Origin of the sequence: Arthrobacter sp. AG367 (assembly GCF_007828995.1) — a bacterium.
Lineage (GTDB): Bacteria > Actinomycetota > Actinomycetes > Actinomycetales > Micrococcaceae > Arthrobacter.
In genome coordinates, this window is sequence record NZ_VIVE01000004.1 from 153,229 (window position 1) to 176,409 (window position 23,181).

General features: G+C 67.0%; 24 protein-coding genes and 1 tRNA gene. 10 read left to right on the forward strand and 15 right to left on the reverse strand.

The features are described from left to right. Positions 1 to 65: 65 nt before the first annotated feature. A complete protein-coding gene (locus FB478_RS13105) occupies positions 66 to 344 on the forward strand; it encodes a putative quinol monooxygenase (RefSeq protein WP_018769050.1) in 279 nt (92 codons plus the stop codon). A 67-nt stretch (positions 345 to 411) separates the two neighbouring features. Here FB478_RS13105 and trxA read toward each other — a convergent pair whose 3' ends face one another. Both trxA and FB478_RS13115 read right to left on the reverse strand, forming a co-directional pair. Beyond that, positions 412 to 849, reverse strand: coding sequence for a thioredoxin (gene trxA, locus FB478_RS13110; protein ID WP_144600807.1), 438 nt, complete (start codon positions 847 to 849; stop codon positions 412 to 414). Positions 850 to 941: 92 nt separating this feature from the next. Further along, positions 942 to 1,496, reverse strand: coding sequence for an acyl-CoA thioesterase (locus FB478_RS13115; RefSeq protein ID WP_056393057.1), 555 nt, complete (start codon positions 1,494 to 1,496; stop codon positions 942 to 944). A 71-nt stretch (positions 1,497 to 1,567) separates the two neighbouring features. Between FB478_RS13115 and FB478_RS13120 the strand changes: the two genes are divergently transcribed. Both FB478_RS13120 and FB478_RS13125 read left to right on the forward strand, forming a co-directional pair. Then, positions 1,568 to 2,302 (forward strand): potassium channel family protein, encoded by a 735-nt coding sequence (locus FB478_RS13120; protein WP_144600809.1) that lies wholly within the window; start codon positions 1,568 to 1,570, stop codon positions 2,300 to 2,302. A 401-nt stretch (positions 2,303 to 2,703) separates the two neighbouring features. Beyond that, positions 2,704 to 3,711, forward strand: coding sequence for a LysM domain-containing protein (locus FB478_RS13125; RefSeq protein WP_144600811.1), 1,008 nt, complete (start codon positions 2,704 to 2,706; stop codon positions 3,709 to 3,711). 105 nt (positions 3,712 to 3,816) lie between these two features. On the opposite strand, the gene FB478_RS13130 is transcribed toward FB478_RS13125, so the two are convergent. From FB478_RS13130 to FB478_RS13140, 3 genes are all read right to left on the reverse strand, one after another. Further along, positions 3,817 to 4,242 (reverse strand): CBS domain-containing protein, encoded by a 426-nt coding sequence (locus FB478_RS13130; protein WP_056393052.1) that lies wholly within the window; start codon positions 4,240 to 4,242, stop codon positions 3,817 to 3,819. A 187-nt stretch (positions 4,243 to 4,429) separates the two neighbouring features. Beyond that, a tRNA-Tyr gene (locus tag FB478_RS13135) sits at positions 4,430 to 4,511 on the reverse strand. 166 nt (positions 4,512 to 4,677) lie between these two features. Continuing rightward, on the reverse strand, positions 4,678 to 4,935 hold the full coding sequence (locus FB478_RS13140) for a hypothetical protein (protein WP_018769044.1): 258 nt from the start codon (positions 4,933 to 4,935) through the stop codon (positions 4,678 to 4,680). A 186-nt stretch (positions 4,936 to 5,121) separates the two neighbouring features. Here FB478_RS13140 and FB478_RS13145 point away from each other — a divergent pair, with 186 nt between their 5' ends. From FB478_RS13145 to efeB, 4 genes are all read left to right on the forward strand, one after another. Beyond that, positions 5,122 to 5,613 (forward strand): YajQ family cyclic di-GMP-binding protein, encoded by a 492-nt coding sequence (locus FB478_RS13145; protein ID WP_018769043.1) that lies wholly within the window; start codon positions 5,122 to 5,124, stop codon positions 5,611 to 5,613. A gap of 288 nt (positions 5,614 to 5,901) precedes the next feature. Continuing rightward, on the forward strand, positions 5,902 to 6,765 hold the full coding sequence (gene efeU, locus FB478_RS13150; protein WP_144600813.1) for an iron uptake transporter permease EfeU: 864 nt from the start codon (positions 5,902 to 5,904) through the stop codon (positions 6,763 to 6,765). A gap of 52 nt (positions 6,766 to 6,817) precedes the next feature. Then, on the forward strand, positions 6,818 to 8,014 hold the full coding sequence (gene efeO / locus FB478_RS13155) for an iron uptake system protein EfeO (protein WP_144600815.1): 1,197 nt from the start codon (positions 6,818 to 6,820) through the stop codon (positions 8,012 to 8,014). Next, positions 8,011 to 9,387: an iron uptake transporter deferrochelatase/peroxidase subunit gene (gene efeB / locus FB478_RS13160; protein ID WP_144600817.1), complete on the forward strand. Its 1,377-nt coding sequence runs from the start codon at positions 8,011 to 8,013 to the stop codon at positions 9,385 to 9,387. The genes efeO and efeB overlap by 4 nt, the downstream gene beginning before the upstream one ends. 203 nt (positions 9,388 to 9,590) lie before the next feature. Here efeB and htpX read toward each other — a convergent pair whose 3' ends face one another. Both htpX and FB478_RS13170 read right to left on the reverse strand, forming a co-directional pair. After that, a complete protein-coding gene (gene htpX / locus FB478_RS13165; protein WP_056393047.1) occupies positions 9,591 to 10,457 on the reverse strand; it encodes a zinc metalloprotease HtpX in 867 nt (288 codons plus the stop codon). Positions 10,458 to 10,486: 29 nt separating this feature from the next. Then, positions 10,487 to 11,758 (reverse strand): MFS transporter, encoded by a 1,272-nt coding sequence (locus FB478_RS13170; protein ID WP_144600819.1) that lies wholly within the window; start codon positions 11,756 to 11,758, stop codon positions 10,487 to 10,489. Positions 11,759 to 11,839: 81 nt separating this feature from the next. Between FB478_RS13170 and FB478_RS13175 the strand changes: the two genes are divergently transcribed. The 3 genes from FB478_RS13175 to FB478_RS13185 all read left to right on the forward strand — a co-directional run bounded on the left by FB478_RS13175 (position 11,840) and on the right by FB478_RS13185 (position 14,602). After that, positions 11,840 to 12,325, forward strand: a complete 486-nt coding sequence (locus FB478_RS13175; RefSeq protein ID WP_018769037.1) for a Fur family transcriptional regulator — start codon at positions 11,840 to 11,842, stop codon at positions 12,323 to 12,325. Between the two features lie 7 nt (positions 12,326 to 12,332). Next, the gene (locus FB478_RS13180; RefSeq protein ID WP_018769036.1) at positions 12,333 to 13,829 is read left to right on the forward strand and encodes a catalase; all 1,497 of its coding nucleotides are present in this window, start codon (positions 12,333 to 12,335) and stop codon (positions 13,827 to 13,829) included. A gap of 137 nt (positions 13,830 to 13,966) precedes the next feature. After that, positions 13,967 to 14,602 carry a DUF2461 domain-containing protein gene (locus tag FB478_RS13185; protein WP_018769035.1) on the forward strand — a complete coding sequence of 212 codons (636 nt, stop codon included), beginning with the start codon at positions 13,967 to 13,969 and terminating at the stop codon, positions 14,600 to 14,602. 76 nt (positions 14,603 to 14,678) lie between these two features. Here FB478_RS13185 and FB478_RS13190 read toward each other — a convergent pair whose 3' ends face one another. From FB478_RS13190 to FB478_RS13225, 8 genes are all read right to left on the reverse strand, one after another. Further along, positions 14,679 to 16,241 (reverse strand): amino acid permease, encoded by a 1,563-nt coding sequence (locus FB478_RS13190; protein ID WP_018769034.1) that lies wholly within the window; start codon positions 16,239 to 16,241, stop codon positions 14,679 to 14,681. A gap of 176 nt (positions 16,242 to 16,417) precedes the next feature. After that, positions 16,418 to 16,825: a DUF779 domain-containing protein gene (locus FB478_RS13195; protein ID WP_026265729.1), complete on the reverse strand. Its 408-nt coding sequence runs from the start codon at positions 16,823 to 16,825 to the stop codon at positions 16,418 to 16,420. Continuing rightward, a complete protein-coding gene (adhP, locus tag FB478_RS13200; protein ID WP_186447799.1) occupies positions 16,825 to 17,847 on the reverse strand; it encodes an alcohol dehydrogenase AdhP in 1,023 nt (340 codons plus the stop codon). The genes FB478_RS13195 and adhP overlap by 1 nt, the downstream gene beginning before the upstream one ends. A gap of 42 nt (positions 17,848 to 17,889) precedes the next feature. Continuing rightward, positions 17,890 to 19,413 carry an aldehyde dehydrogenase family protein gene (locus FB478_RS13205; RefSeq protein ID WP_056393041.1) on the reverse strand — a complete coding sequence of 508 codons (1,524 nt, stop codon included), beginning with the start codon at positions 19,411 to 19,413 and terminating at the stop codon, positions 17,890 to 17,892. Between the two features lie 124 nt (positions 19,414 to 19,537). Then, positions 19,538 to 20,899, reverse strand: a complete 1,362-nt coding sequence (locus FB478_RS13210; protein ID WP_056393038.1) for a helix-turn-helix domain-containing protein — start codon at positions 20,897 to 20,899, stop codon at positions 19,538 to 19,540. Between the two features lie 33 nt (positions 20,900 to 20,932). Beyond that, entirely contained in the window at positions 20,933 to 22,204 is a 1,272-nt protein-coding gene (locus FB478_RS13215) for a glycosyltransferase (protein WP_056393035.1), read from the reverse strand. After that, positions 22,204 to 22,809 carry a TetR/AcrR family transcriptional regulator gene (locus FB478_RS13220; RefSeq protein WP_056393033.1) on the reverse strand — a complete coding sequence of 202 codons (606 nt, stop codon included), beginning with the start codon at positions 22,807 to 22,809 and terminating at the stop codon, positions 22,204 to 22,206. Before FB478_RS13220 ends, FB478_RS13215 begins: the two co-directional genes overlap by 1 nt. Positions 22,810 to 22,863: 54 nt before the next feature. Continuing rightward, positions 22,864 to 23,178: a DUF4304 domain-containing protein gene (locus tag FB478_RS13225; RefSeq protein WP_056393031.1), complete on the reverse strand. Its 315-nt coding sequence runs from the start codon at positions 23,176 to 23,178 to the stop codon at positions 22,864 to 22,866. Between the last annotated feature and the right edge of the window lie 3 nt (positions 23,179 to 23,181).

The window sequence follows — 23,181 nt, forward strand, 5'->3', positions numbered from 1 at the left end:
AGACAGGCGGGGAAACGGGCGCAACACAACGGGGCGCCACCTGCAGCCCCGGTATTGTGAAACGCATGAGTGCACCCATTGACCTGATAGCAACGTTCATTCCCAACGACGGCGAGTTCTTCCGCGTCAAGCTGGCCCTGGAAATCGCGATCGATGAGGTGGTGAACGAGCCAGGCTGCATCCGTTACGAGCTGACCGAAGCCACGGAGGAGAAGCTGGTCCTGACCGAACAGTGGGCGTCCGAGGAGGACCTGGACAAGCACTCCAAGGGCACCGCTGTGCAGGACCTGAACGAGTCGCTGAGCGCATTGCTGGCCGAACCGGTCAAGCTGGAACGCGTCTGACGCAGCCTGAACGCAAAAATGCGGGACCTCCAGAGGGAGGTCCCGCATTTTTTGTGCTGTCAGAGTCTTAGAAGTCGGGGATCTGGGTGCCGTCCTGCGTACCGTCCCGGGGGCCGGCAGGCTGGCTGGCTGCCGCTGCCGCTTCTTCCCGCTGGCGGGCCACGTGGGCGTGGACCTCGTCCATGTCCAGTGCCTTCACCGCGTCCACCACCTGTTCCAGCTGCTGGGCGTTCAGGGCGCCGGGCTGCGAGAACACCAGCACCTTTTCACGGAAGGCCATCAGGGTGGGGATGGAGGTGATGCCTGCCTCCGCCGCCAGCTGCTGCTCTGCTTCGGTGTCCACTTTGGTGAACACGACGTCAGGGTGCTTCTCGGAAACTGCTGCGTAGGTGGGGCCGAACTGCTTGCAGGGGCCGCACCATTCTGCCCAGAAATCGACCAGGACAACGTCGTTGCCTTCGATCGTGGATGCGAACTGTTCACCTGTGATGTCGAGGGTAGCCATGTGTCCACGCTACGCGCCGGGGCCCCGGCTGTCGCCCGTGTTCGCTCCCCGCGTCATCGGGAATAGGGCAAGGACGACGCCGGCACGGGGGTTCAGCGGTTGGCATCCCACAGGTGCGGGGAAGGCGTGCGGCTGCCGGGCAGGGCGCTGGAGGCGCGCCACTCATGGATCCACTCGGGCAGCACCAGGTCCCCGGGCGGTGTCCCGAACTCCGCGATGATCTCCTCCTGGCTGACCGGGCCGGTCTTGGTGACCAGCCGGGTGGCGATGTAGGCACGTGCGTAAATCTCGCCGTCGGCCACCATGCGCTGCTCGAAGAAGATCGCCTTGGTGTCCAGCCCGATGATGCGGGTCTCGATGGCGTAGTCCTGCCACAGCTGCAGGGATTTGCGGAAGGAGATGGTTTCCGCCGACACCACCGGGCTCCAGCCGCGGCGGCGCATCCGCTTCCAGACGCCGCTGCGCACCATGAGGTCGAACCGGCCCAGGTCCATCAGGGACAGGTACATGCCGTTGTTGACGTGCATGGCGATGTCGATGTCCGTGGGCAGGACGCGCAATGGCAGGGATGCCGGTTCCCATACGGTGAGCGGCGGCCGCCGTTTCGACCGGAAAAGCAGAAGCAGTGTTCTCAGGAGCAGGTGCATTCCTCAATGTTACCCGCCGGTAACATCTTTTGGCCTGCTGTGCCGCGGTCCATCCCCTTAGGATTTTCTGCATGACGCAGCAACGCTACCGGGCCCTGGCGGAGTGGCCCCTGATGGCGACGGCACTGGTATTTCTCGGCGCGTACGCCTGGCAGGTCATCGGCAGGGTCGAGGGCAGTGGGGCGGACTGGCTTGAGGCGGTCATGTGGGTGACCTGGTTCGTCTTCGTCCTGGACTACTCGGCAAACCTGTGGCTCTCGGCTGACCGGCGGCAGTGGTTCATCCGGAACCTGCACGAGCTGGTGATCGTGGCCTTGCCGTTCTTCCGGCCGCTGCGCCTGCTGCGCCTGGTCACATTGTTGTCCGTCCTGCACCGTACCGTGGGCGAAACGCTGCGCGGCCGCGTGGTCACGTATGTGGCGGGGTCCGCGGCGCTGCTGGTTTTTGTCGGTGCGCTGGCTGTGCTGGACGTCGAACAATGGGCGCCGGACGCCAAGATCACCACGTTCGGCGATGCCCTGTGGTGGGCCACCGCAACCATCACCACGGTGGGCTATGGGGACATGTACCCGGTGACGCCCATCGGCCGGCTGGTGGCCACGGCGCTGATGATGAGCGGCATCGCCGTGCTGGGTGTCGTGACGGCGTCCATTGCCTCCTGGCTCGTCCAGCGGGTTGAGGATACAGCGGAAACGGTGGCGGAGGCCGTGGAAGAGCCGCTGCGGGTTGAAGTGACGGAACTGGTAACCGAGATTGCCTCATTGCGCCGGGAAATCGCCGAGCTGCGGGAACGCCGGACGCCGTAGAAGCGGGGATTGAGAGATTCCGTTTGGTGGTTGGCCTGCGCCCTCCAGGTCACGGCCGGTGGCAAGTATTGGGCTTCCGGATGCTGAGTAGCTTCGCTGCCGCGGGCGGGTACCGGCCCCGAAAACTCGGGTAATTCCTACTGGTGCCCCGGCCTTGGGGCGATTCCTAGACTCGGGATTCCTAGGACCAACACGCACTGGCAGGTCCCCCGGGTGGCTTCCGGACGTTCCTGCCTTCACGCGGAGTTCCGCATTTTCTGGGTATGCGGATGCCTCCACCCTGTGCCGCCTGCGGCTCCGGCAACTGCCGGGGCCGGCGGTGCAATGACTTCGCCATCCGTCCGGCGCACCGGTGTGCAGCAGCACAACCTGGCTGGACCGAACCCAGATGGGCCAACTCCATGAAACAGCCTTTCATCCCCTCCCCCGAGGGCACCAGCAGAAGCTTCGCCACCGACGAACCACGGACCGACCTCAACACCGGCCGGCCGGTCATCAGCAACAAGTTATGGGCAGGCATGGCCACGGCGGCCGTTGTGGCCGCGGTAGGCGTGGGCGCCATGGCAGCGCCGCCCGCTACCCTCGGCGGAAGCACGACGGCGGCGGCCCAGGTGGCAGAGGCCGCCTCACCACCGTCGCCAAGCGCCGCAGCCGAAACAGCCACGGACGCCGTGGCATCCGGACAAAGCGATCCGGGTGCGGCATCGGCGGTGGCGGCACAGGCTGCTGCGCCGGCCGCCGACCCGGCGCCTGCCCCCGCACCGGCAGCAGCCGAACCTGCGCCGGAACCTGCGCCCGCACCGGCCCCCGCGCCTGCCGGTGACCCCAACGTGTACACCGTGGTCCCGGGCGACACCGTGGGCGCGATTGCTGCCGGCCATGGCGTGGACATGAACGCCATGCTCGCGGCCAACGGGCTCAGCGCCTACAGCATCATCTACCCTGGCCAGACGCTCCTGCTGACCGGTCCGGCCATCGCAGTGGCCGCACCCGCCCCGGCTCCGGCCGCGGCACCTGCCGCGGCCCCGGCTCCAGCGGCCGCACCGGCACCTGCTCCGGCTCCCGTCCCGGCTGCGCCTGCAATCCGGACCATTTACGTTGCCGGCTCCGGCGGCCAGTCCATGGTGGACGCCTGCATCGGGCCCATCCACTTCACCCCCAATGACGGCTATTCACTGTTCATCACCGAGCATGATTTCTGCGGCGGCTGGGCCCGGTTCTCCGGGATCAGCGTGGGTGAGACGGTGAGCATCCCGGGCTATGGAACCTTCACGGTAACGGGGCGCGGGACGGTCCCCAATCCCGGAACCACCAACGACGTGATTGCGGTGTTCGGCGGTTTCCCCCGGGCGATCCTGCAGACCTGCATCCCGGGCACCAGCCAGATGCTGCTGATCGCACTGAACTGAAGGCACATGAACCCGGGAGCTGACCCGGGTTATCAAAAGCTTGTCCGCGGGTCCGAACCTTTTACGGCTTGGATCCGCGGACAAGGCCATGACGTGTCGCCGGCCCTACACCCCGTGGCGCTCCGAGATGTGCTCCACCAGTTCGCCTACGCGCTGTTCGGAGTAGTTGCGCGCAATGTCGCCCTGGCTGATGATGCCCACCAGTTTGTGGTCGGAGATCACCGGGAGCCTGCGGACCTGGTGCTTTTCCATCATGTCGATGGCTGCATCGACGTTGGCGTCGGCGTCGACGCAGTAGGGCTTGCCGGAGGCGAGGTCGCGGGCCATCATCTGGCCCGGGTCACGGCCGGCGGCGACGCACTTGAGCACAATGTCGCGGTCGGTGATCATGCCCTTCAACTTGCCGTCATCCCCGCAGATGGGGAGGGCGCCGCAGTCCAGGTCCTGCATCATCCGGGCGGCGTCCACAAGGGACTCGCCTTCACGGATACATCGCGCATCCGTGGTCATGAATTCACGTACAGCACTCATTGAATCCTCCTTCATCGATGGATTTATCGACGCAGGGCATCGGGGCACGTGCGCCGATTCTGTCAGACTACGCCCGCACCCCCATGGTGTCGACGACGGTTTGGCACCGTTTCCAGGCGGCCTCCGACCCTGCCTGGAGACACGAAAAAGCCCCCGGAACCTGGTGGTTCCGGAGGCTTTCCTTGGGTGGCAGATGAGGGATTCGAACCCCCGTAGGCGTTGCCAGCTGATTTACAGTCAGCCCCCTTTGGCCGCTCGGGTAATCTGCCGAACTTCAAAAGAAGTACCCGCTGATGCAGTGTTCGGAGCGTCCGTTTCCGTCCGTTCCGCTTCAGTAACCGCGGGCAAGACAACTTTACAGAACTTCCGCCGAAGAATCGAATCGAGCCCCGGGCAGTCCCAAAAGCCGCGAAACAGCGCCGGAAAACCGCTGTTTTATGCCTCCTGGCCCAGGATGCGTCCGGCCAGCTTGGCCTCGAAGCTCAGGGCCTGCTCCTCGGTGATCTGGTTCAGCTGCACGGCCCGCTGAAGGTCCGCCCGTACCCCGTCCATGCGGGAGGAGGCGTCGGCCACCGGGCTGAAGATGATGGAGGCTGCCAGCGCTGCCGCCGCCACCGAGGTCGCCGCCGTGGCCACCGCCCCCGCTGCTGCTGATGTGGTCCGGGTGACATAACGGGCGGCCTTGCGGTGCATGGTGTTCCTCTCGAACTTCAGTACAACTGCTCCAACTCTCGCCAGCGCGCCTTCGTTCCCCCGGTGCGTCCGCTGAGAGGGAACTGTGAATCCGCGGCCCCCACCGGTCCGGGCATCCGTACTAGGCTGGATTCCAGTGATCCTGGCCCTGTTCCGCACGGGGCGCCCCATCAACAAAGGAGAGTCATGGCAGGCGAGTCAACGTTCGACGTCGTAAGCAAAGTGGACAAGCAGGAAGTGGCCAACGCGCTCAACCAGGCCCAGAAGGAACTCGCCCAGCGCTACGACTTCAAGGGCGTCGGGGCCGAGGTGGACTTCAGCGGCGAGAAGATCCTCATGAAGGCCAACTCCGAGGAACGCGTCCTGGCGGTCCTGGACGTACTGCAGTCCAAGCTGATCCGCCGCGGAATCTCACTGAAGTCGCTGGATACCGGCGAGCCCTACGCATCCGGCAAGGAGTTCCGCCTGGAAGCCTCCATCAAGGAAGGCATTGCGCAGGACCTGGCCAAGAAGATCAACAAGCTGATCCGGGACGAGGCGCCCAAATCGGTGAAGTCCCAGATCCAGGGCGACGAACTGCGGGTCTCCTCCAAGTCCCGCGATGACCTGCAGGCCACCATGGCGCTGTTGAAGGACTTCGAGGAAGCCGACCTGCAGTTTGTGAACTTCCGCAGCTAGCCCTCCCCGCCGTCGACTTCGACGCGGATAATTTCCTCCGCTACGCCTAACGGCCGGCGCACCCGATATACGGGGGGCGCCGGCCTTTTTGCGTATCGCGGACGGCTTTGCGTGTCGCGGGCGGCTTGGCGTGTCGCGGGCGGCGGAGCCGGTCGCCGATTCCGCTGCGGCCCCGTCATGCGTAACGAACGCGAAATTACAGCACGTTTAGTTTGCGTAATTGCCGGCGCCGGGTAATCTCATCCTTAGGCCTGCCTAAGTAAGGCTTACCTGAGCGAAAGAACCTCCATGACTGCCAACTACCTGATCGGCCTGCGCGAAGGACTCGAAGCCACCCTGGTGGTGGTCCTCCTCATGGCCTACCTGGCCAAGACAAACCGCCGCCGCCTCATCCCCCGGCTGTGGACAGGCGTTGCGGCGGCCATGGCTGTCTCCGTCGGATTCGGGGCCCTCCTGACCTTCGGCCCCAAGGGCCTCACGTTTGAGGCGCAGGAGGCGATTGGCGGCAGCCTGTCCATCCTCGCCGTCGGCCTGGTCACCTGGATGGTCTTCTGGATGGCCCGCACCGCGCGGACACTCGGCAGCGACCTGAAGTCGCGCGTTGACCGGTCCGCAGGCGGGGCCGGTTGGGGCCTGGCCGTGGTGGCAGCCATCGCCGTGGGACGGGAAGGCCTGGAAACGGCCCTCTTCCTGTGGGCGGCGGCCAAGGCCACCGGTGAGACCACCCAGCCACTGCTGGGCGCCCTGCTTGGCCTGGCAACCGCGGCCGGCCTGGGCTACCTGCTGCACCGCGGCGTCCTGAAGGTCAATCTCTCCCGCTTTTTCACCTGGACCGGCGCCGCCCTGATCGTCATCGCCGGCGGCGTGCTGTCCTACGGCATCCATGATCTCCAGGAGGCCCGGCTCCTTCCGGGCCTGCACTCCCTGGCGTTCGATATCAGCGCCGCGGTACCGCCGTCGTCCTGGTACGGCACCCTGCTCAAGGGCACCCTGAACTTCTCCCCGGCTACCACCTGGCTGGAAGCCGCGGCGTGGCTTGTGTACGTACTGCCCGTGCTGTTCCTCTACCAGCGCACCCACTTCACGTCGGTGCCGCCAGGCAGGACCATGGCCGGCAACAACCACACCGCCAAAGCCCCGGCCGCTGCCTGACGGCCTGCCTGACTCCCAAAGACCTCCGCACCCGCACCCAAAGGACAACCCAATGCCCGGCTTCACCCTGCCCAAAACACCCCGGTACGTCTTCCGAAACAAGCCCGCCGCCCTTGCTGCCGCCGTCGTGGCCGTCCCGCTGCTCCTCACCGGCTGCACGGACAACACCAAGGCAGCGGACACCTCGGGTGGCGCCATCGAGGTTGTCAGCTCAAATACCGAGTGCAAGGTCTCGGCCGGCAGCGTGCCCAGCGGAAACCTCAGCTTCTCCGTGAAGAACGAGGGCACGGAGGTCACCGAGTTCTACCTGCTGGCAGCGGACGGGCTGCGCATCCTGGGCGAGGTGGAGAACATCGGCCCCGGCCTGACCCGCAACCTGGTGGTCACCGCCCCGGCAGGCACCTACACGACAGCCTGCAAGCCGGGCATGGAAGGCGACGGGATCAGGGGCGCCCTGGAAGTCACCCAGTCCGGAAACCAGCCGTCGGCCGACACGGACTTCCAGCACCTCCTGGACACCGCCACCGGGCAGTACGCCTCCTACGTCAAGGACCAGAGCGAGCAACTGCTCACCGGCACCCAGCAGTTCGCCGCCGCCTTCGCGGCCGGCAACGCGGAGGAGGCGCGCTCCCTGTACGCCGCAACGCGCCAGCACTGGGAACGGATCGAGCCCGTGGCCGAGTCCTTTGGGGACCTGGACCCGCAACTTGATGCCCGTGAAGCCGATCTCGAACCGGGCCAGGAGTGGACCGGCTGGCACCGTGCCGAGAAGGACCTGTTCCCGCCGGCGGACTACACGGCGTTGACGGCAGCGGAACGGTCCTCGATCGCAGACCGGATGGTGGCCGACACCAAGGACCTGGTGGAGCGCACCCGCACCCTGGAGATTTCCGCGGACATGCTGGGCAACGGCGCCAAGGAACTGCTGGACGAGGTTGCCACCGGAAAGGTGACCGGGGAGGAGGAGATCTGGTCGCACACGGATCTTTGGGACTTCCAGGCGAACGTCGACGGCGCCCGCATCGCCTTCGAAAGCCTGAAGCCCGCATTGCTTCAGAAGGACGCTGCCCTGGCCTCCTCCCTGGATGAGAAATTCGCCGCACTGCAGGCGGAGCTGGCCACGCACGCCCGGGGCACCGGCTTCGCCTCCTACGACAAGCTGGCCCCTGAGCAGGTCCAGCGGCTGGCGTCACTGGTTGACGCGCTCGGCGAACCGCTGTCCCGGCTGACGGCGGCGGTGGTCCTGTGACCGGCTGCCCCTTTGGCGGCCGGCCGCCGGAGGCCTCCGCGCCGGATGAACCTGCCGCTTCACCTGGGGCGCCGCAGGATGGCGGGGACCGGGAACAGCCGACGGCGGGAGCCCGCCTGAGCAGGCGCGGCCTGTTTGGCATCGCCGGACTGGGCGGTGCGGCAGCGGGGCTCGCCGCAGGCTTCCTGGGGCACGACGCCGTGGCCGCCTCTGCCGCGCCGCCGGCCGCCGACAGCCCGGTGGTCCCCTTCCACGGCCACCACCAGGCCGGCATCACCACCCCCGCCCAGGACCGCCTGCACATGGCCGCGTTCGACGTCACCACGACGAAGCGTGAGGAACTGGTCCAGCTGCTCAAGGACTGGACGCGGGCTGCGGAAGCACTGACCGAGGGCCGCCCGGCGGGCGCAACCGGCGCCGTGGACGGACCCTATGGCGCCCCTCCGGAGGACACCGGCGAGGCGCTGGACCTCAACGCGGGAAAGCTGACCCTGACCTTCGGCTTCGGCGCCGGCCTGTTCGAAAAGGACGGCGTGGCCCGCTTCGGACTGGAAGGACGCCGGCCCGAGGCCCTGGCCGACCTGCCGCACTTCCCCGGCGAGGACCTGGACCCCGCCCGCAGCGGCGGCGACCTGGTGGTGCAGGCCTGCGCGGACGACCCCCAGGTGGCGGTGCACGCCATCCGGAACCTGGCGCGGCTCGGCTTCGGCAAGGTGCGGGTCAGGTGGTCCCAGCTGGGCTTCGGCCGGACCTCGTCCACGTCCCGCACGCAGCAGACCCCGCGGAACCTCTTCGGGTTCAAGGACGGCACCAACAACCTGAAGGTGGAGGACCAGCAACTGCTGGACCAGCATGTGTGGGCAGCGGCCGCCCGGCCCCAGGATGCCTGGATGGCAGGCGGCAGCTACCTGGTGGCCCGCCGGATCCGCATGCACATCGAGATCTGGGACCGCACGTCCCTGGGTGAACAGGAAGGCCTGATCGGCCGGACCAAGGGAACGGGTGCGCCCCTGTCCGGCGGCGGGGAGTTCACCGAGCCCGATTTCGCACGGCCGGGCAAGGGCGGAAAACCCCTGATCCCCCTCGATTCCCACATGCGGATGGCACATCCCAGCCAGAACAGCGGGGTGCGGATGCTGCGCCGGGGCTACAACTACACCGACGGTTCCGACGGCCTGGGGCACCTGGACGCCGGGCTGTTCTTCATTGCGTTCGTCACCGATCCACGGACCCACTATGTCCCCATGCAGATGGCGATGGCCAAGGGCGACACCCTGGCGGTGGAGTACCTGAAGCACACGGGCTCCGGACTTTTCGCGGTGCCGGGCGGGGTGAAGCCCGGCGGCTTCATCGGCGAAGGCCTCTTCGCGTAGCGGGACCGCCCATGCCGGCCCCGCCCCGCCGTCGTTCCCGACGCGCCAAAGGCTAACCGCTGCGCAGGTTCCTTGGCGCACCCGAAATACCAGGGGCGCCAAGGAATCTGCGCAGCGAAAATGAAGGTGCGCGTCGCCGGCGAAGGCGCGGGTCGCTGCTGAAGGCAGAGCGTCGGCATACAGGTCCGACGGCGGGCAACCGGCTACGGCTGCCGGCCGGCCATCCGCTCCAGCCGGGCGATCCGGTCCCGCATGGGCGGGTGGGTGGCGAACAGCTTGTTCATGGCGCCGCCGCGGAAGGGGTTGGCGATCATGAGGTGGGAGGCGTTGACCAGCCGCTGGTCCTGCGGCAGGGGCGCGATGGTGACGCCGCGTTCGATCTTGGCCAGTGCCGAGGCGAGCGCCAGCGGATCGCCCGTGAGCTGCGAACCGTCCTCGTCGGCGTCGTACTCCCTGGTGCGGGAGATGGCCATCTGGATCAGCGACGCCGCGAACGGCGCCAGCAGTGCCATGGCGATCATGGCCAGGGGGTTGGCGTTGCGCCGGTCACCGCCGCCAAAGAACAGCAGCATCTGCCCCACGGACGTGATGACGCCCGCGACGGCGGCAGCCACGGATGAGGTGAGGATGTCCCGGTTGTAGACGTGCATCAGTTCGTGTCCCAGGACGCCGCGGAGTTCACGGGCGTCCAGGAGCTGGAGGATGCCCTCGGTGCAGCAGACCGCGGCATTTTGCGGATTGCGTCCGGTGGCGAACGCGTTGGGGTTCATGGTGGGCGACACATAGATGCGCGGCATGGGCTGGTTGGCGCGCATCGAAAGCTCGCGGACAATCTGGTAGAGCTGCGGCGCCTGGGCTTCGGAGACCGGGATGGCCTGCATGGCCCGGATGGCAATCTTGTCGCTGTTCCAGTACCCGTAGAAGGTGGTGCCGACGCCGATCAGGGCCATGATCCAGATGGGGGCCGAGCTGCGTGTCCCCACGCCGATGAGCCCACCAAGGCCCAGCAGCACCGCCCACAGCACCCCGAAGAGTGCCGCGGTCTTCAGTCCGTTGTGATGGTTGTGCACGTTTCCTCCTCGTTAAAAGGAACGGCCGGCTAGGGAACCGGGTTCCGCGCATCGTACGTCCGGAAGCCCGGCTGCAGTTTCGCCGCCAGCAAGGCCCCCGCAATACACAGCGCACCGCCGAGCAGCAGGACCCAGCCCTCATTCAAAATCTTAGTCGCGCCACCCGCCAGCAGGTCCCCGATTCGAGGGCCGCCGGCCACCACCACGATGAACACGCCCTGCAGCCGGCCGCGGAGGTGGTCAGGGGCCGCGGCCTGCAGGATGGTGTTGCGGTAGACGCTGCTGATGGAGTCGGCAATGCCTGCAAGGGCACAGCAGACGGCGGCGGGCAGGAGCCACAGGGTCACTGCCCCGTCCGGCGTGGGACCGGCCAGCAGCACCACCAGGCCGAACGCCCCGATGGACGCGCCCCAGCCCATCACCGAAACGACGACGGCGGCCCCCTGGCGGCGCACGCTGCCCAGCGGACCGGAGAACAAGCCGGCCAGGAAGGCCCCGACGGCGGTGCAGGCCAGCAGGATGCCCACGGTTGCCTCGCCGCCGCCGATCATGAGGGCCGCGACGGCGGGCAGCAGCGCCCGCGGCTGGGCAAGGACCATGGCGATGAGGTCGATGATGAAGGTCATGCGGAGGTTGGGCCGCGTACCAAGGAACCGGAACCCCTCGATGACGGAGCGGATCCCCGCCTTGCTGTGTCCACCGGTGGGCGGCATGGGTGGCAGCCGGTAGACAGCCCATAGGACGAAGGCAAAGCTCACGAAGTCGATGGTGTAGGTCCAGCCGAACCCGAGCCACGCCACCAGGAGGCCGGCCAGCAGCGGCCCCGCGGTCATGGCAAGGCCCAGGGTCAGCATGCTCAGCGCGTTGGCGGCCGGCAGGAGTTCCTTGCGGATGAGCGTGGGGATGATGGCGCTGCGTGCCGGCTGGTTGATGGCCTGGGCCCCGCTTTGCAGTGCCACCAGCAGGTACAGCACCCACACGTTGCCGAGCTGCACCCAGGCCTGCAGTGCGATCAGGCCGGTGGTCAGCCAGAGCACGGTGGTGGCCAGCAGGGCAATCCGCCTGCGGTCGTGGGCGTCGGCGATGGAGCCGCCCATCAGGCCACCGATCACGAGGGGAACCAGCGCGAAGATGCCCAGCAGGCCCACGTAGAAGCTGTCCTGCGTCAGGCGGTACACCTCGAGGCTCACTGCCACCAGGGTGAGCTGGCTGCCGACGGCGGACACCGCCGATCCGAGCCACAACCGGCGGAATGCCGGGCTTTCCCTGAGCGGTGTGACATCGGCAAGCAGTTTCCCCACCCCCGTAACACTAGCGGGCGACACGGGAAGGTAAGCCACGCCTTATTGTGAGTTGCTAAAAATAAGTGTTTCAATGGAGCCATGATGGAGCACTTTGACGGCCAGGAAGCGTGGGCTGCAGCCCTGCGCGCCCACGGCCGCAGGGTGACCAAGCAGCGGCTGGCCGTCCTTGCCGCCGTCGAACGCCACCCCCACTCGCCTGCCGAAAGCATCCTTGCCGCCGCCCGGGCCGAGCTGCCCGAACTGACGGCCCAGTCCGTCTATGTAGTCCTCGGCGACCTGACGGACCTGCACATGCTGCGCCGCTTCGAGCCGCCGCACTCCCCTGCCCTGTATGAGACGCGCGTGGGCGACAACCACCACCACGCCATCTGCATCAGCTGCGGCCGGGTGGAGGACGTGGACTGCGCCGTCGGCCACGCCCCCTGCCTCACGCCGCACTGGAACCCGGACGCCAAGCCCATGACCATCCAGATCGCGGACGTCATGTACCAGGGCATCTGCCAGGAATGCCAGCAGGCCCAGCAACTTCCTCCCCACAGTCCCTCGCAAGAAAAAGAGAAATAGGAGAACAATGACTGCCGTTTCCACAACCCAGTCAGGCGCGCCGGTTACATCCGACGCTCACTCGAAGTCAGTTGGTGCCGATGGTGCCATCATCCTGACCGACCACTACCTCGTTGAAAAGCTCGCGCAGTTCAACCGCGAGCGGGTTCCGGAGCGCGTAGTGCACGCCAAGGGCGGCGGCGCATTCGGCACGTTCAAGACCACCGAAGACATCTCCAAGTACACCAAGGCCGCGTTCCTGCAGCCCGGCGTCGAGACCGAGATGCTGATCCGCTTCTCCTCCGTCGCGGGCGAGAACGGCTCCCCGGACACCTGGCGCGACCCCCGCGGTTTCGCCGTGAAGTTCTACACCACCGAGGGCAACTACGACCTCGTGGGCAACAACACCCCCGTCTTCTTCATCCGCGACGGCATCAAATTCCCGGACTTCATCCACTCCCAGAAGCGCCTGCCGGGCACGCACCTCCGCGACGCCGACATGCAGTGGGACTTCTGGACCCTGTCCCCCGAGTCCGCCCACCAGGTCACCTGGCTCATGGGTGACCGCGGCCTGCCGGCCTCCTGGCGCGAAATGCAGGGCTACGGCTCGCACACCTACCAGTGGATTAACGAAGCCGGTGAGCGCTTCTGGGTCAAGTACCACTTCAAGTCCAACCAGGGCGTGAACTCCATGAGCTCCGAGCAGGCCGAACAGCTGGCCGGCTCTGACGCGGACTTCTACATCCGCGACCTGTCCGAGAACATCGCCGCGGGCAACTTCCCGTCCTGGGACCTGCACGTGCAGGTCATGCCGTACGAGGATGCCAAGACCTACCGCTTCAACCCGTTCGACCTGACCAAGGTGTGGCCGCACGGCGACTACCCGCTGATCAAGGTGGGCACCATGGAGCTGAACCGGAACCCGGAGAACTACTTCGCGCAGATCGAGCAGGCCACCTTCGCGCCGTCGAACTTCGTGCCGGGCATCGCCGCCTCGCCGGACAAGATGCTGCAGGCCCGCATCTTCTCCTACGCGGACGCACACCGCTACCGCGTGGGCACCAACCACGCGCAGATCCCGGTGAACCAGCCCAAGAACCAGGTCAACAACTACAGCCAGGACGGTGCCGGACGTTACCTGTTCAACGCCCCCTCCGTTCCGGTCTACGCACCCAACTCCGTGGGCGGCCCGGCTGCCGTTGAGCCGCAGAACCCGGCCGGCGGCTGGGAGAACGACGGCGAGCTGACCCTTGCCGCGCACTCCCTCCACGCCGAGGACAGCGACTTCGTCCAGGCCGGCGCGCTGTACCGCGAGGTCTACGACGAGGCAGCAAAGGCCCGCTTCCTGGAGACCATCACCGGTGCCGTGGGCGGCGTCCAGAGCCCGGGCATCAAGGAACGCGCCATCCAGTACTGGACCAACGTTGATGCCGAACTCGGCGCCAAGCTGCGCGCCAACCTCGGCGCAGGGGATGCCCCCTCCGCTCCGGCCTCGGATGCAGAGTCCGCCAACAAGATCGGCTGACCAGGCTTCCTGCCGGCTGAACCGAAAGAACACCCCGTCACGGGCCTCCGTGGCGGGGTGTTCTGCAGTCGGGCCGCTTTTGCACATACGGCGGCGTAGACCTGGCTGGTTGCGGGCGGCAGCCCTACGCTCCGTAGATGAACACTTTCGCAGGCATCCCCGTCGAAGCTTTCCGCTTCTACGCACAGCTGGAGGACAACAACAACCGCGACTGGTGGCTGGCACACAAGGCAACGTACGAGGAATCAGTCAAGGCACCACTCACCCTCCTGCTCTCCGAGCTGGAACCCGAGTTCGGACCGGCCAAGCTTTTCCGCCCCAACCGCGACGTCCGCTTCTCACTGGACAAGTCGCCCTACAAAACTGCCCAGGGAGCATTCGCTGCGCGCCAGGAAGGCGTGGGTTTCTATCTCCAAATCAATGCTGACGGGCTGTTGATCGGTGGGGGCTACCACTCCCACACTCCCGCCCAGCTGGCACGGTTCCGCGCGGCCGCCGACGCTTCCGCCAGCGGCGCCGCCCTGCAGGACATTGTTGATGCCGTGGCCGGCGCCGGTTTTGCCATCGAGGGCGAGACGCTGAAAACCGTCCCGCGGGGATTCGACAAAGACCATCCCCGCGCCGAACTGCTCAAGCACAAATCGCTCTCCGCGGGAGTCGAGGTGGGCCGGCCGGAGTGGGTCTCCACACCCGCCGCGAAGGAGCGGATCGCGGAACGGTGGCGGCAGCTCCGGCCGCTCGTGGAATGGGTGGGCCGGTACGCGGCGCCCTGAAACGCGGCTGCCGGAAATGCGGCTGCCCGCCCGGCACAGGCCGGGCGGGCAGTTCAGGAGGAGTGGTCGCGGGCTGTCAGGTGCGGCTCAGCTCATCCTCGTCGTCCCGTTCGGCGGCGGGGGCTGCAGCGGAACCCGCGGCGCCGTTGACGCTGGCGTTGGCCTCGGCGAAGCGCTCGTTGAGCCGGGAGTGCCGCTGTCCGTACGCGAAGTAGATAGCCAGGCCAATGACCAGCCAGACGGCAAAGAAGATCCAGGTCTCCACGGCGAGGTTGGTCATCAGGTACAGGCACAGCACCGCGGAGACAACCGGCAGTACCTTGCCGAACGGGACGCGGAAGGCGGGCTTCAGGTCCGGGCGCTTCCTGCGGAGCACCAGGATGCCCAGGCTGACCACCACGAACGCGGACAGCGTGCCGATGTTGATCATTTCCTCGAGCAGGTCCACGTTGGTCAGGCCTGCCACCAGGGCAACCGCGGCGCCGCAGATGATCTGGAGGCGCGCCGGGGTGGAACGCTTGTCGCTGGTCTTGGACAGCGACCGGGGCAGCAGTCCGTCGCGGCTCATGGCCAGCACCACGCGGGACAGGCCCATGAGGAGCACCATGATCACGGTGGTCAGGCCCACCAGGGAACCGAAAGCGATGACCTTGGCGGCGGACGTGTCGCCCACGGCCTCGAAGGCAGTGGTGAGGGTGGGGCTCTTGGCCTCGGCCAACTGGGTGTAGGACACCATGCCGGTCAGGGCCAGGGACACGAGGATGTAGAGCAGCGTCACCAGGGCCAGGCCGCCAAAGATGCCGCGGGGCAGCGTCTTCTGCGGGTTCTTGACTTCCTCGGCGGAGGTTGCCACCACGTCGAATCCGATGAAGGCGAAGAACACCAGTGCGGCCCCGGCGAAGATGCCCATGGTGCCGTACTGGGCGGGCGCGGCACCGGTCAGGAAGCCGAAGAAGGACTGCTTCAGGACGTCCGCGGCGCCGGTGCCTGCCGTGGGCTGGGCGGCGGGAACGAACGGGCTGTAGTTCTCCAGCTTCACGTAGGTGAAGCCCACCACGATCACGAACAGCACCACGCCGATCTTGATCAGGGTGAAGATGTTGCCCACGCGGGCGGACAGCTTGGTGCCCAGCACCAGCAGCACGGTGAAGATGGCCACGATCAGGAAGGCGCCCCAGTAGAGGTCCACGCCGCCCAGCGAGAGGGCCGGCGGGATGTCGAGGCCCGTGAGGGCAAACACCTTGCTGAGGTAGATGCCCCAGTACTTGGCGATGACGGCGGCGGCCGTGAACAGCTCGAGGATAAGGTTCCAGCCGATGATCCAGGCAAGGAGTTCGCCCATGGTGGCGTAGGTGAAGACGTAGGCCGATCCGGCCACGGGGATGGCGGTGGCGAACTCGGCGTAGCACATGATGGCCAGCGCGCACGTGACGGCGGCGATGGCGAAGGAGACGGTGACGGCGGGGCCCGCGAAGTTGGCAGCGGCCTTGGCGCCCACCGAGAAGATACCGGCGCCCACAGCAACGGCGACGCCCATGATCATGAGGTCCCAGGTGCTGAGGGAACGCTTGAGTTTGCGCCCTGGCTCATCGGCGTCGGCAATCGACTGCTCGATGGATTTTGTCCGCAGAAGATTCATAAGGGGGGTCACAATCCTGGTTTGTGATGGAAACAGACCTATCAACGATAGTGTCCATCCACTGGACGGCCCCAATCGTCCCGAATAGTGAGACGGCCTCTGCGCCGAATATTCTTCCGCCAACGCACTCGGGGCCCTCCTAATGGAGAGCCCCGACGCGTAAAGCGTCGAACTTGCTAGGCAGGCCAGTCCATCAGCGTTGACCGGATCAGGAAGCGTTTGCCCTCCGGCGCTTCCACCGAAAAGCCGCTCCCCCGGCCCGGTACAACGTCCACGGTCAGGTGGGTGTGGCTCCAGTAATTGAACTGTTCCCGGGACATCCAGAACTCCAGCGGAAGTGGCTGCAGGCCGTCGGACAGGTCGAACAGCCCCAGCAGGACGTCCGAGTCCCCCGTGATGAAGTCCCCTGCCGGGTAACACATGGGTGAGGACCCGTCGCAGCAGCCTCCGGACTGGTGGAACATGAGCGGTCCGTGCCGGTCCCAGAGCATCCGCAGCAGGTCCACGGCCGCCGGCGTGAGCGCCACCCGGGAAAAGTCTTCCCCGGGCAGCGTCACGGCGGCATCCATCCCGTGGTCCGGCATCAGAACCTCAGCACCACGCGGCCGTCGATCTTGGCGTGCTTCATCTCATCGAAGACGGCGTTGACCTCGGAGAGCTCCCGGACGGACACTGTGGGGCGGATCTTTCCCCTGGCGTAGAAATCCAGCGCTTCCTCAAGGTCCTGCCGGGTTCCGACGATGGAACCGCGGACCGTCAGCCCCTTGAGCACGATGTCGAAGATCGGCGCCGGAAAGTCCCCCGGAGGCAGTCCATTGAACACGATGGTGCCGCCCCTGCGGGCCATGCCAATGGCCTGTCCGAACGCTGACGGATGCACCGCCGTAACCAGCACCCCATGGCACCCTCCTGTTTCACGCTGGATCACCTCTACCGGATCTTCATGCAGCGCGTTGACGGTCACTTCCGCTCCGTGGGCCCTGGCCAGGGCCAACTTGTCGTCGGCGACGTCCACGGCGGCCACCCGCAGGCCCATGGCGACGGCGTACTGGACGGCGATGTGCCCCAGCCCTCCGATGCCGGAGATGGTGGCCCACTGCCCCGGCCGGGTTTCGGTCATCTTCAGGCCCTTGTAGACGGTGACGCCGGCACAGAGCACCGGCGCCACCTCGACGGGGTCGGATCCCGCCGGTATGCGCGCCGCGAAGCGTGAATCCACGAGCATGTACTCCCCGAAGGACCCGTCCACCGTGTAGCCGCCGTTCTGCTGGGCCTCGCAGAGGGTCTCCCAGCCGGTGCGGCAGTACTGGCAGTCGCCGCAGGCGGACCACAGCCAGGCGTTGCCCACCACGTCTCCGATGCGGAGGTCGGTGACGCCTTCACCCAGTGCCACCACCTCCCCCACGCCCTCGTGGCCGGGAACGAACGGCGGGGCGGGTTTGACTGGCCAGTCCCCTTCTGCTGCGTGGAGGTCGGTGTGGCATACGCCGGTGGTCAAGACCTTGACCAGTGCCTGGCCGGGCCCGGGTACCGGCATGGCGACGTCCTGGACGGACAGGTCGGCACCGAATTTGGTTACTACTGCTGCTTGCATTGTCGTCGTCATTGGCGAAATCCTTGCGTCGTTGTGGCGGGGGGTAGTGCTGGCCTAGAAGAAGCCCAGCTTGTTTTCGTCGTAGCTGACCAGCAGGTTCTTGGTCTGCTGGTAGTGGTCCAGCATCATGGCGTGGTTTTCACGGCCGATGCCCGAGGACTTGTAGCCACCGAAGGCGGCACCCGCCGGGTAGGCGTGGTAGTTGTTGACCCAGACACGGCCGGCCTGGATTTCCCGGCCGGCGCGGTAGGCCACATTGCCGTTGCGGGACCAGACGCCGGCGCCCAGGCCGTACAGGGTGTCGTTGGCGATGCCCATGGCGTCGTTGTAGTCACTGAACCGGGTCACCGCCACCACGGGGCCGAAGATCTCCTCCTGGAAGATCCGCATCCGGTTGTGGCCCTCGAACACGGTGGGCTGGACGTAGAAGCCGCCGGCGAGGTCCCCCGGGAGTTCGGCGCGGGCGCCGCCGGTGAGCACCTTGGCGCCTTCCTGCTTTCCGATGTCGATGTAGGACAGGATCTTCTCCAGCTGGTCGTTGGAGGCCTGTGCACCAACCTGCGTATCGGTGTCCAGCGGGTTGCCCTGGACCATCTTTTCCACCCGGGCCACGGCGTCCGCCATGAAGGAGTCGTAGATGTCCTCCTGGACCAGCGCCCGGGACGGGCAGGTGCAGACTTCGCCCTGGTTGAAGGCGAACAGCGCGAAACCTTCCTGGGCCTTGTCGTAGAACGCGTCGTTCTCCTGGGCAACGTCGTTGAAGAAGATGTTGGGGCTCTTGCCGCCCAGTTCCAGGGTGACGGGGATGAGGTTCTGGCTGGCGTACTGGCTGATCAGCCGGCCGGTGGTGGTCTCGCCGGTGAACGCGATCTTCCGGATCCGGGAGCTGGAGGCCAGCGGCTTGCCGGCCTCCACGCCGAAGCCGTTGACCACGTTCAGCACGCCGGCGGGCAGCAGGTCCCCGATGAGTTCCACCAGCACCAGGATGGAGCTTGGCGTCTGTTCGGCGGGCTTGAGCACCACCGTGTTTCCGGCGGCGAGCGCGGGTGCCAGCTTCCAGACGGCCATGAGGATGGGGAAGTTCCAGGGAATGATCTGGCCCACCACGCCGAGCGGTTCGTGGAAGTGGTATGCGGTGGTGTTCTCGTCCAGCTGGGAGAGGCTGCCTTCCTGGGCACGGACGGCTGAGGCGAAGTAGCGGAAGTGGTCCGCCGCCAGCGGCAGGTCCGCGTTCAGGGTCTCCCGGACCGGCTTGCCGTTGTCCCAGGTTTCGGCGACGGCGAGCATTTCCAGGTTTTCGTCGATGCGGTCGGCGATCCTGTTCAGGATGGCGGCACGTTCCGCTGCTGAGGTCTTGCCCCAGGACGGTGCCGCCTTGTGCGCCGCGTCCAGCGCCAGTTCGATGTCTTCGGCCGTGCCGCGGGCCACCTGGCAGAACGCCTTGCCCGTCACCGGAGTGATGTTGTCGAAGTATTGCCCCTTCACGGGGGCCACCCATTCCCCGCCGATCCAGTTTTCGTACCGATCCTTGAAGGTGACCTTCGAACCGTCGGTTCCCGGCTGTGCGTAAACGGTCATGTGCTTAGCTCCTTTGCTGTGCAGAAGGCGGGCCCCAGGGGCCGTTCGCCGTTGGAGACAGCGTAGGAGTTGGCAGGTTGCAGCCAGGTTGCAGGCCTGTGGCCGGTGTCACAGGGGGGCGTTGTCAGGCGCGCAGTTCGGCTTCCAGCCGTTCCAGGTCGGCCACGACGGCGGCCCGCTTGGGTGAGCGCGGCGGCAGGAGGCGGAGCGCGGCGCGGCGGATTCCGACGTCGTCACTTGCCTCGGGAAGCGCGGCGTACTTGAGCAGGGACTCGGCACTTCCATCCGTGAGGACGGCCTCCCGGAGCAGGGACGAGACCCTGTTCCTCAGCTCGATGATGCCGGGCGCCTCGGAGCGCGGGAGCACGCCGCCGCGGTAAATCTCCAGGGCAATCCGGTGTGCACCGCGCTGCAGGCAACTAAGCACCTGGCCGGTGTCCGGCACCAGGTCGACAGGCAGCCGGTAGGGGCGCGAGCCGGGAACAGCGTCCGGGGAAAGCTGTTGGATGACCTTGCGCAGGCGGACCATCTCGGCGCGCAGCGTCATGGTAGGGCCGTCCCCGGGATACAGCAGAGAGCTGAGTTCCTCCGCGGTGAGCCCGTCCGGGTGGGTGCTGAGCAGGGCCAGGATCTCGCTGTGCCGGGCGGACAGCGAAACCGTCCTGCCGCCCAGGCTGAGCAGCGCCTGGTCGCGGCCCAGCAGCTGCAGGCTGTTCCGGTAGAGGCTGCCTTCCTTGGCACCCTGGCCCTGCCTGCCGGCGGACGCCGGGGACCGCCGTCGTACGGGCTTCCTGGCCAGCTCCGCCGCGCGCTGCAGGCGCTCCACCCGCAGCTGCGCCTGCGCGGCCGCCACGGTGGCCTCCACCAGCGACAGCGTATGCGGCGCCACCGCGGTGGCTGTCCCGGTGATGTCCACGACGCCCAGCACGGCGCCTGAATCGGGGTCGTGGAAGGGGACGGCGGTGCAGCTCCAGGGATGGACGGCCCGCTGGTAGTGCTCGGCGCCGGCGATCTGGATCCCCTTGCCCAGGGCCAGGGCCGTTCCCGGGGCACTGGTGCCAACACTGGCCTCGGACCAGTCGGCACCGGGGACGAACATCATGCCTTCGGCGCGGCGCTGGAGCGTGGGGTCGCCGTCCACCCACAGGAGCCTGCCCACCTCATCGCCTACGGCCACCAGGAGGCCGCTGTCATGGCTGGGCTGGACCAGGAGTTTGTTGATGACCGGCATGATCGCTGCAAGGGGGTGCTGCCGGCGGTAGTCCTCCAGCTCGTCCCAGTCGAAGGCAAGCGGCGCGGCCGCATTGTCAGGATTGGCTTTGAAGCCGGCGGACCGTAGCCACGATTCCCTGATGAGTTTGCGCAGGCCGGGGATTTCGGGCGTGGCATCGCCCAGGCCCGGCATCTCTGGAATGGCACCGTCCAGGCGCTCGTGACCTGCCAGCGCGGCGCGCTGGCGCGGTTCAGGCTGGAGCAGGTTCGTCATCGAACTCCCGGAAAGTGCAGGCTTCTGGCGCGGCTAGTCTAGCCGTACCAGTTCCTCCAGCGCATCCACCCCTGCCACTGCTCCACCCGCGGCAGCGTAGCCCTCCGCAACCCGCCGCGCCCCCGGCGCCTTGGTCCGGGCCTGGTGGACGGCGGCGCGGAGCCTTTCCGGGGTGAGGTGCTTCCGGCTCAGCCGCACCCCGGCGTCGGCGGCCACCACCCTCGCCGCCACCTCGTGCTGGTCCCTGCCGAACGGAACCACCACCACGGGCACCCCTTTGGCGAGCGCCTTCTGCGTCGCCCCCATGCCGCCGTGCGTGATGGCGACGGCGGCGCGGTCAAGGACGGGACCGTGCGGCACGAAGTGTTCCAGCCGGGCATTGGCCGGGACGGACGCAAAGGCTTCGGCGCCGGATGCCCGGTGCGCCCCGGCGGACCCGGTGTCCGCTGCCGGCAGGGTGGCCACCACGGTGAAGGGTTCAGCGGCCAGGCCGGCCAGCGCCGCCCCTACCAGGGCTTCGTCGGCCTGGTATTCGGAGGATGTGGTCACCAGGACCACGGGGTCCTGGCCATCCCCGAGCCAGGAGGGAGGCTCCGCGGGCGGTTCCCAGCCGAGCGCGCCGATCATCCGCACGTCCGGCCCCCAGTCCGGATGGGGATACTCGAACGGCTGCGACGTGGCCACAAGCATCAGCGGCGCGGTGCGGAACATCTCGTCCGCACCGCTGACGGGTGGCAGTTGGCCGGCGGACAGCTCCGTCCGCAGCGCGTTGATGTGCGGCAGCATCAGCTTTTCCACGGCGCCGGTCACCAGGCGGCGGGCCAGTGCATCACGGGCCCTCCCCAGCGGGCCGGACATGGGGGCAAGCCCGGGTCCGAACGGCGGCGTTCCCTTCGACTGGAGCGGCGGGGTGTAGGGGCTGAAGGTGGCCCACGGCAGCCCCGAGGATTCGGCCTGGATGCGGGCTCCCCAGGCGTTGATGTCGATGAGCAGCAGGTCCGGGCGAACGTCATCAATGGCCTGCTGCAAGTCCGGGGCGTCGAACCGGGCGCGGGCCGTGAAGGTCTCCACGCTGGAAGCCAGGGCCGCCTTCGCGTTGTTGGCGCGGTAGTCAGTGGCCTCGACCGCAAGTATCCGGTCATCCACCGGTCCGGCATGGAACCCCGCCTCCATGAGCAGCGGGACCTGCCGGCGCAGGGTACGGACGTGGACACCATGGCCGCGGGCCTTCAGCTCCTGGAGCAGCGGGACCATGGGGAAAAGGTGGCCGATGGCGGGAGAGGTGTAGGCAAGGACGGTGGACATCAGGGCCTCCGGATGAAGGGTTCCAGCATTTCGAGCAGGCAGTGGGCCACGTGGTCGCGGCTGAGCCCGGCATCGAGGCGCAGCAGCTTCCAGGTGTAGACGTCGCAGAGGGCGACGAACTGGGCAAGGCGGCGCTTCCGCTCTACCCCGTCCGGCAGGAAGTCATCTGCCAGGAAGGGCGCGAAGACGCGTTCGCACCACTGCCGGTGGAGCTGCCGGCCGCCTTCGGTGATCTCTGCGAGGACAGGGGACGTTTCCTCCTCGGCCAGCATCTTCAGGGCCAGGGCGCCGGTGGTTTCGTAGTGTTCCAGGAGATTGTCGACGGCGGCGGGTACGTCGCCGGGAGGAGCGGCACCGCGCTTGCCGGCAACCTGCGCTGACGCGAATTCCGCCGTGGCGTGGATCAGGCCCGGGCGGTCGCCGAAGCGGCGGATGACGGTCTGGACGGTCACCCCGGCCCGTTCAGCAACGGCGTTCAGCGTCACGCCGGCGAGCGGTCCCTCCATGAAGAGGTCCAGCGTTGCCTGCAGGATCCGGCGCCCGGTTGCGGCGGCAGAGGCCGCACGCTTCCGGGAGTCGTAGGCACGGGTTCGCACCGTATTCATGTTAATTAGACTAACTTGAATACGGCTCTGCGGCCAGAGGTCACAGGGCCAGGTTTACAACCAGGGCCCGCCCGACCCATCAGATGGCCCCTTCACGGCCAGCGCCTCCAGCTGCCCGTCCGCGCTTCCAACAAGCAGTGAGAGGCGGGTGCGAACGTGGCAGGCCTGCTCCTTGGGGGTTTTCGCCTCTCCCAGAGGGCGCAGCCACAGTGCAATGTTCACGTAGTACTGCAGTCCATACTGCGATTTCTGCAATTCGGCCACAGTGATCACGTCATCGGTGTCGCGGTACCAGGATCCGCTGTGCTTCGAGAATCCCGCACCCTTCATGAAGCCGTCAAAAGTGGTTTGAATGACGTTCCTGCTCATGGC